The organism is Mesorhizobium sp. M7A.F.Ca.CA.001.10.2.1, from assembly GCF_003998575.1.
GTDB lineage: Bacteria > Pseudomonadota > Alphaproteobacteria > Rhizobiales > Rhizobiaceae > Mesorhizobium.
The window spans coordinates 1-8,057 of sequence record NZ_RZQY01000246.1 but is presented as its reverse complement, the minus strand read 5'-3'; the positions used below and the strand labels follow the sequence as shown (position 1 = coordinate 8,057).

At 63.2% G+C, this 8,057-nt stretch carries 7 protein-coding genes and 1 pseudogene; 3 read left to right on the top strand and 5 right to left on the bottom strand.

Annotated features, from left to right (window positions below; translation table 11 throughout):
• On the top strand, nucleotides 1-412 hold a 412-nt coding region (locus EN964_RS17140; RefSeq protein ID WP_127276559.1), incomplete at its 5' end, for a helix-turn-helix domain-containing protein.
• A 63-nt stretch (nucleotides 413-475) separates the two neighbouring features.
• Here the strand turns inward: EN964_RS17140 and EN964_RS17135 are convergent.
• The 3 genes from EN964_RS17135 to xylA form a co-directional block, all read right to left on the bottom strand.
• Complete coding sequence (locus EN964_RS17135; protein ID WP_127270186.1) at nucleotides 476-685, bottom strand: hypothetical protein; 210 nt, start codon at nucleotides 683-685, stop codon at nucleotides 476-478.
• A gap of 177 nt (nucleotides 686-862) precedes the next feature.
• Entirely contained in the window at nucleotides 863-1,339 is a 477-nt protein-coding gene (locus EN964_RS17130; protein WP_127270188.1) for a GNAT family N-acetyltransferase, read from the bottom strand.
• 252 nt (nucleotides 1,340-1,591) lie between these two features.
• Complete coding sequence (gene xylA / locus EN964_RS17125) at nucleotides 1,592-2,917, bottom strand: xylose isomerase (RefSeq protein WP_127269940.1); 1,326 nt, start codon at nucleotides 2,915-2,917, stop codon at nucleotides 1,592-1,594.
• 111 nt (nucleotides 2,918-3,028) lie between these two features.
• On the opposite strand from xylA, the gene EN964_RS17120 reads away from it, so the two are divergent.
• On the top strand, nucleotides 3,029-3,391 hold the full coding sequence (locus tag EN964_RS17120) for a nuclear transport factor 2 family protein (protein ID WP_127269938.1): 363 nt from the start codon (nucleotides 3,029-3,031) through the stop codon (nucleotides 3,389-3,391).
• Nucleotides 3,392-3,588: 197 nt separating this feature from the next.
• Here EN964_RS17120 and xylB read toward each other — a convergent pair whose 3' ends face one another.
• Both xylB and EN964_RS17105 read right to left on the bottom strand, forming a co-directional pair.
• Nucleotides 3,589-5,040, bottom strand: a complete 1,452-nt coding sequence (xylB, locus tag EN964_RS17110; protein WP_127270191.1) for a xylulokinase — start codon at nucleotides 5,038-5,040, stop codon at nucleotides 3,589-3,591.
• 82 nt (nucleotides 5,041-5,122) lie between these two features.
• The gene (locus EN964_RS17105) at nucleotides 5,123-6,445 is read right to left on the bottom strand and encodes a tetratricopeptide repeat protein (RefSeq protein ID WP_127270193.1); all 1,323 of its coding nucleotides are present in this window, start codon (nucleotides 6,443-6,445) and stop codon (nucleotides 5,123-5,125) included.
• Between the two features lie 225 nt (nucleotides 6,446-6,670).
• On the opposite strand from EN964_RS17105, the pseudogene EN964_RS17100 reads away from it, so the two are divergent.
• Nucleotides 6,671-8,057, top strand: a pseudogene (locus EN964_RS17100) (autotransporter outer membrane beta-barrel domain-containing protein); the annotation flags it as partial.

The window sequence follows — 8,057 nt, the reverse complement described above, 5'->3', positions numbered from 1 at the left end:
GGCGGTGGCGCTCGATGTCGCCAGCGTCTTCATCTACGACCAGGCTCGCGCCGCCACCGACGCACAGCCGCTGGTCTCGCTCGGCCGGCTCGACGGCTATGACCCGCGCCTTGCGCAAGCCATCCGGCTGATGGAATCGCATGTCGACCAGCCGCTGACCATCGAAGCAGTGGCCAAGCGCGCCGGCGTGACGGCACGGACGCTGGAAAGCATCTTTCGCAAATCGATCGGCGAGACGCCGGGCGCCTATTACCTCAGGCTGCGCCTCGGCGCCGCGCGCCGGCTGGTGGTCGATACGAGGGTTGCCATGGCCGATATTGCCGGGCGGACCGGGTTCTCGTCCGCCGCGGCATTTTCGAGGGCATTTTCAAGGGCTTTCGGCGAAGCGCCGGTCAGATTGCGGAGGGGTTGATGTGCATGCCGCCCAAAAGTGTGTAGCGATTTTGGGACAACGACATGCACAAAGTCGGAAAGCTCAGGCAGCGTTCTGACGGTCACTGCCGCCGTCGATCTGCGAGCGCATCTGTCTGGCAAGATGGGTCTCGAAACGGCTGGCAACGGCGCGGTCCCATTCGTTTGAGCGGCGCGTACCATCCTTCGGATGCGGCATCGCCATCAGCCGGTCGATGATCGATCCGGCCTCGCCAGGTGAGAGCAGGGCGTCGATTTCACGTTCGTTCTGCATATCGGTTCGCCTCCTTCTTCCTCTCCCGCCACGAGCCACTCTTATATGAGAAACGTGACGGCAGTTTGAAGGCAAGAGCGAGGTCATTGAAGGGCGTCGAAGGGCAAAACCGTGTCGCGGGACCGGGCCATGCGCAAAGCTGTTCCTGCGTCCCGGCAGGTCAGATCAAGGAGAGATCTACAGCCGCTTTTCGAACAGCACCGTGGTGAAGCCACTGTCCCATTCGTCGTCTGGATAGCGGTTTTTCTCGACATAGCCGACCGCCTTGTAGAGGGCTTGTGCCGGCAGGTTGAACGTGTCGGTTTCCAGCCGCGCCTGCGCCAACCCGGCGGTGCCGATTGCCTGTTCGGCATGGGAGAGCAGCTGGCGGCCGACACCTTGGCCTTGACGGGATGCCATGACGTGCAGGGCCTCGATGAAATCGGCGCGCCAATGGATCAGGCCGGCGACCTCGCCATCGATCTCGGCAACGGCGAACTCAGGCCAGCTCCGGTCGACATAGCGCCCGCCAATATCCGTCTCGACATAGCGCCGCGCCGCTGCTTCGGTGATGTTCGGCAGCCATGTGCCTTCGAACGTTTCCTGCAGCACCTGCTTCAACGCCGGAATATCGCTCGCCTGCGCCGGGCGCACGATGATTCGATCCTCTGCCATTTTCCGTCTCCCGCCAATGCATGTCGCCCAAAAGTGCCAGCGGTTTTGGGATGACGACATGCATAAAAATAAAGGCTGCCGCACGGGCTCTCTTTCGGCGACACGCGTGGCATCTTGATCTCACGCTGGCTGCCGAAGATCTGTGCGATCCTCGGCAGCCTCTCGCGAAGTGGGCTGACTAGCAGATAGCGATGGCGGCGGCTTTCAGCCAGTGGTGCCGGATGTCGGTCCAGAGATGGAGCGGCGCGCGCCTTACACGTAGCGGTTGACGATATTTTCCAGCAGTTCCTGGCGGCCGGACCTCGGCTGCGGCTCGATCCTCTTCTTGACGACACGCTCGGCGATATCCTCAAGCGTGCGCTTGCCGGCGAGCATCGCCTTGCCCTCGGCCGTGTTCCAGCCGGCATAACGTTCGGCCAGCGGCGCCGATAGCGCCTTGTCCTCGACCATGCGGGCCGCGGCTTTCAGGCCACGTGCGCAAGAGTCCATGCCGCCGATATGGCCGATCAGCAGGTCCTGCGGATCGAGCGACTGGCGGCGCAGCTTGGCGTCGAAATTGGTGCCGCCGGTCTTGAAGCCGCCGGCCTGCAGGACCTGGTAGTAGGCCAGCGCCATTTCCGGCACGTTGTTGGGGAACTGGTCGGTGTCCCATCCCGACTGATAGTCGTTGCGGTTCATATCGATCGAACCGAAAATGCCGAGCGCATTGGCCAGAGCCAGTTCGTGCTCGAAGGAATGGCCGGCCAGGATGGCGTGGCCCTGCTCGATATTGACCTTGACCTCCTTCTCCAGCCCGAAGCGCTTGAGGAAGCCGTAGACCGTGGCGACATCGTAATCGTACTGATGCTTGGTCGGCTCCTGCGGCTTCGGCTCGATCAGGATCGCGCCCTTGAAGCCGATTTTGTGCTTGTAGTCGACGACCATGCTGAGGAACCGGCCGGCCTGTTCCTGCTCGCGCGCGAGGTCGGTGTTGAGCAGCGTCTCATAGCCTTCGCGCCCGCCCCACAGCACGTAGTTTTCGCCCTTCAGCCGCTTGGTGACGTCGATGCAGCTTTTTACCGTCGCCGCCGCGTAGGCAAAGACATCCGGATCGGGATTGGTGGCCGCCCCCGACATGAAGCGGCGATTGGAGAACAGATTGGCGGTGCCCCAAAGCAGCTTGACGCCGGTCTGCTTCATCTTCCCCGCGAAGTAATCGGCGATCTCGTCGAGGCGCGCGGCACTTTCGGAAAAATCCTTGCCTTCCGGCCGCACATCGGCGTCGTGGAAGCAGAAATAGGGCGCGCCGAGCAGCGAGAACATCTCGAAGGCGACGTCCGCTTTCAGCTTTGCCAGTTCCATCGTGTCGGTGCCACCTGCCTTGGGGAACCACGGCCGGTCGAAGGTCTGGCCGCCGAACGGATCGCCGCCCGGCCAGGCAAAGGAGTGCCAGTAGGCGACGGCGAAGCGCAGATGGTCTTCCAGCCGTTTGCCGGCGACGAGCTCGTCGGGATTGTAGAACCTATAGGCCAGCGGATTGGTCGAATCCGGCCCTTCATATTTGATTTTCTTGATGTCGCCGAAAAATCCGCTGCTCATGATTTCTGTCCTCTCACAAAGTTCTGCCGCCATTACCTCAGGCGTAATTGGTTTCAGGCCAGCGCCGGTTGAAAAGGGTCATGTCAAAACCGTCAATGAAGGAGACAGACCATGACCGACCTCACCAAGATCGCTGAAAACTACATCACCGCCTGGAACGAAAGCGATGCCGTCCGCCGGACCGAATTGCTCAAGGCGACCTTCACGGAAGACGTCAGCTATCGTGATCCGCTCATGCAGGGCGACGGCCATGAAGGCGTCGCGGCTCTGATCGACGGCGTGCAGCAGCGCTTTGCCGGCTTCCGGTTCTCGCTGAAGGGCACGCCGGACGGTTTTGCCGACAAGATCCGCTTCTCGTGGAATCTCGGGCCTGAGGGGACGCCATCGGTGATCGAAGGTACCGACATCGGAATCATTGAGAACGGCCGCCTGAAGAGCGTCACCGGCTTTCTCGACAAGGTGCCTGCGCAGTGAGGACTTCTGGGCGAGGCGGGTGCGAAGCGCCCCCCTCTGGCCTGCCGGCCATCTCCCCCTCAAGGGGGGAGATTGGCTGTCTTTCCCGCCATCGCTAATTATCAACCTTGCAAGACGAGTAAAGCCGTCAACGCTGCCGATCTCCCCCCTAGAGGGGGAGATGCCCGGCAGGGCAGAGGGGGGCGCCTCGCACTGAATCACGCGGTTACAGCCCTGATCGCCGGGTACAGCTCCCGGTAGCGCTGATAGGCATCGGCATAGACGCCGCCAAGCGCCGCGTCCGGTTCGATCGTCGCATCCGTCCTCGGTGCCGTACAGATTTCAAGCGGATCGGCACCCGTCGCCGCGATCAGGCCGAGCCGCGCGGCGCCAAAGGCGGCGCCGAAATCGCCGTCGGCGGGAATGTCGACAGGCAGTTGAAGCGCGGTGGCAATCGCCTTCAACCAGTAGTGCGAGCGCGAGCCGCCGCCGATCGCCGTCACCCGCGTCAAACTCGTGCCGGCCGTGGCCAGGGCTTCGAGGCTGTCGCGGAAGGCAAAGGCTACACCCTCCAGCACGGCCTGGGTCAGCACGGGACGGCTCGATTCATGCGCCAGCCCGGTGAACGCGCCGCGAATGGCGGCATCATTGTAGGGTGTGCGCTCGCCCGAGAGATAAGGCAGGAAGGACACGCCGCTCGGCGCCTTCAATGTGTCGCCGAGCTCAGTGGTCAATTCGCCGGCGCTCTTCCCGGTGATTTCGGACAGCCAGTTGAGCGAATCCGTCGCCGACAGGATGACCCCCATCTGGTGCCAGGTGTTCGGCAGGGCGTGGCAGAAGGTGTGAACCGCGCTAGCCGGGTTGGGCAGGTAGGAAGCGTTGGCGGCAAACAGCACGCCCGATGTGCCGAGCGAGACGAAAGCGTGGCCGGCGCCGACCGTGCCCATGCCGCAGGCCGAGGCCGCATTGTCGCCGGCGCCGCCGGCGATTGGAATGGCCTGGACGCCCCATTTCGAGGCCAATTCACTGCGCAGTGCGCCTGCCTTGTGCGTACCCTCGACCAGCGACGGCATCTGCTCCTCGTCGAGCGACGTCGCTGCGAGCAGGTCCGTACTCCAGCGCCGGTTGCCGACATCGAGCCAGGAGGTACCGGCAGAATCCGACATCTCCGAAATGTGTTCGCCCGAAAGCCAGAGCCGCAGGAAATCCTTGGGCAGCAGCACTTTTGCGACCTTGGCGAAGAGAGCGGGTTCGTTGTTTTTCACCCAGGCAAGTTTCGGCGCGGTGAAACCGGGAAAGACGATGTTGCCGGTCAGAGCGCGGAAGCGCGGATCGGCATCGAGCGCAGCCGCCTCGGCATGGCTGCGCGTGTCGTTCCACAGGATGCAGGGACGCAGCACCTTGTCGGCGGCGTCGAGCAGCGTGGCGCCATGCATCTGCCCGGACAGGCCAATGCCCTTGACTGCCGCGAGTTCATCCGGATGGGAGGATTTGAGCTCGGCAATTGCGTCTTCGCAGGCCCGGATCCAGTGCTCGGGATTCTGTTCCGACCAGCCGGGATGCGGCCGTGAAACATCAAGCGAACCATGGCCGGAACCGATGACGGTTTGCCCGGCATCGATCAGCAGCGCCTTGACGCCCGACGTTCCGAGATCGAGGCCCAGATACATGTCTTCCTCCCACGCCAGTTAATTTTTTCGGGTCTCGAAAAAATCTGACTTGGCCAGTTTTTAAAACAAGATCCGCTTCGGGTCAATTCTCCGACAAATCGGCGGCGCGTCGCACAAACAGCGCTGACAGCGGACTGTCGGGCCGCGCCATCGAACGCTCGGCCGTGAGCGCCCTGGCCAGCGCACCGTCACCGGCGCGCAACGCTGCCTCGATCAGCGTCAGGTCGATAACATCCCGCTGGGCGTGGCTGCCGCCGAAGCGATGGGAGATCGATCGGATCGGCCGGATCAGGCGCACGGTCTCGGCGTAATTGCCCTCACCGAATGCCTTGACGGCGAGCGTCAGCGGATGGCCGACATCCCGCGTGAAAGCCGCATTGTCGTCGCTGCCACGCATGGCCTCGCGCTGAGCCTCAAGCAAAGCGAGGGCCGGCGCATCTAACCCTGCACCGACAAAGGCCATCATCGCGTGGGCATCGTTGAAGGCATAATTGCCGGCGCCGGCCTTATGCCAATTGGCGGCGAGCGCCGCCCAGCGGTCGCCGACATCGACGCCGCCGAGGGCGAGCCGCCACAGGACTGCCGAGGCATCGACCATGTTGAGCGCCATCGTCGATTGCACGCTGTAAATGGGGCCGTCATAGAGGGCCAGCACCGCGTCGGTCTCGCCGAGATCATAGTGGAACAGCGCCAGGTGCCACCAATTGTGGACCTGCAGGAAACTCTCCCTTGTCCACGCTTCCGGGTTGGCCTGCATCCAGGCGATGCCATCCCTTTGCCGGCTCTGCATCTCCATAACATGGGCGACGGCATGCTGCGCCCAGCCGTCGCGCGGCTCGATGTCGACCGCCGCGCGGCCAAGCTGCTCGGCCCTCACATAGTCACCCATTTCCTCCAGCCCGAAGGCGTGCATGCCGAGCATGGCGTGGTAGCCGGGCATGCCGCTTTGCCAGGACGGCAGGGCGCGTGCGATGCGGTCGCGCAGCATGCGTGCATTGCCGGTGAAGAAATCGATCTGGTGGCCGACCTGCAGCGCCAGCCCGTCGCGCGGGGTCTCGATGGTGATGTCCTCGAGAATGCGGCTGGCTTGATGCCAGCGTCCGTTGGCGAGATGACCCAGGGCTGTGACATGCGCCCGCTCGCGCGTGGTCGCGGCAAGCGGCAGTGACGCCTCATGGCAAGCCTTGGCCACCGCTGTCGCCTCCCGCTCGGTGGCGAGGCCGAACAGATAGCCCTTGAAGACATGCGCCATGACGAAGCCGGGATCTTCCGCGATGGCGCGGTCGACGGAGGCTACGGGGTCGCCGATGAAGCACTGCAGTTCACGCACCGCCTGGCTGTAGGGGGTGGATCCCGCCGCCGTCGCGCCCGAAAGCGCCAGGCCGAATACGTCCCTGGTTGCCATGCGATGTCCTTTCATCGATTCGTGACAGGGCCTCGATCCTTCGGCCCAAACCGATCCTAAAGCATGGGCCACGGACACGCCAACCGCGCGCTACGCCAGATCATTTCAGTAGTCTTTGCAGTTTAGCAACCATGCGGGGCAGATTAGGCTTTGTAAAATCGAATGAATTGTGTCTTCATTACGGCGGCTGGCGGGGGCTGGAATCGCGAATCGAGGGGGGACGCGATGCGGCATATGAAGAACTCGCCTCCGAACAGTCGTTCGGGGGATGCTCAGGTGGCAGTTGCTTCGCTCCGGCGAAAGCCGCAGCCGCTACACCCGTGGCTTATTAGCATCTTCTCAACTACAGCTTTTGCGTTGCTGCCCAACTCCGCCGCGTTTGCCGCATGCGTGCTGGGTCCATCCGCTGGAAACACCGTCTACACCTGCGATAGCGGCGACTCTGGCGGCAGCCTCACCGATGCCGATGGCGACAACACGCTCAATTTTCCTGCCGGCGGCACCGGGCAGATATCAGGCAATGTCAGCTTTGGCGTCGGCACGGACCGCATCGACATGCAGTCCGGCACCATCACCGGCACCGTCGATCAGGGTGGCGGCACGGATTTTTTCACCATTGGCGCGGGGACCGTCGCCGGCAATGTCCAGCAGGGCGCCGGCATCGACGACTTCAACATGAGCGGCGGCCAGATCGGCTCGCTCAACCAGGGCGACGGCCTCGACACCTTCACCATGACCGGCGGACGCATCGTCGATTTCTTCGACGATGGCGACCGCGCCGTGATGACCGGTGGCCGCATCGGCCGCGTCAACATGAAGCTCGACCAGAATTACTTCAACATGTCCGGCGGCACCATCGACCGCAACCTCGTCACCGGCTTCGACAAGGACACGATCATCCTGTCGGGCGGCACCATCGGCGGCAACATCAGCGTCAGCGGCGGCAATGACAGTGTCACGATCACCGGGGGCACGGTCGGTGGCGATATACTGATGAGTTTTGGCGCCGACGATTTCGTCTGGAACGGTGGCGGCATCATCTATGGCGCCGTCGATCTCGGCGGCGACAACGACACCGCCAGGCTCAGCAACCTCACCAACGCCAATCTCGGTGCCACGGATGCCATATCAGGCGGCCTCGGTACCGACGCGCTGACACTGGACAACGTCAAACTGGATGGGGTCAGCCGGCTCCAGAACTGGGAGAGCATCGACGCCACCAACGACACCGAGCTGACGATGGACAGCAATCTGGTGCTCGGCGATAGCGGCACCGGCACAGGTTCGCTCAGTGTCGATGCCGCGAGCACGCTTTATGGCGGCGGCTTCAACACGGCGATCCAGGCCTTTACGGCGGGCCAGCTGGCGCAGGTCACCAATGCCGGCCGCATCGACCTGACCAATGGCAGCACCGGTGCCACCGACAGCCTGACGATTTCGGGCAACTATGTCGGCCTGGGTGGCCTGCTGCTTATCCAGACCGAGCTCGGTGACGATTCCTCCGCATCCGACAAGTTGGTCCTGTCGAGCGGAACGGCTTCCGGTTCGACCGGGATCTCCGTGGTCAATCTCGGCGGCGCGGGGGCTGCGACCACGCAGGACGGCATCATGG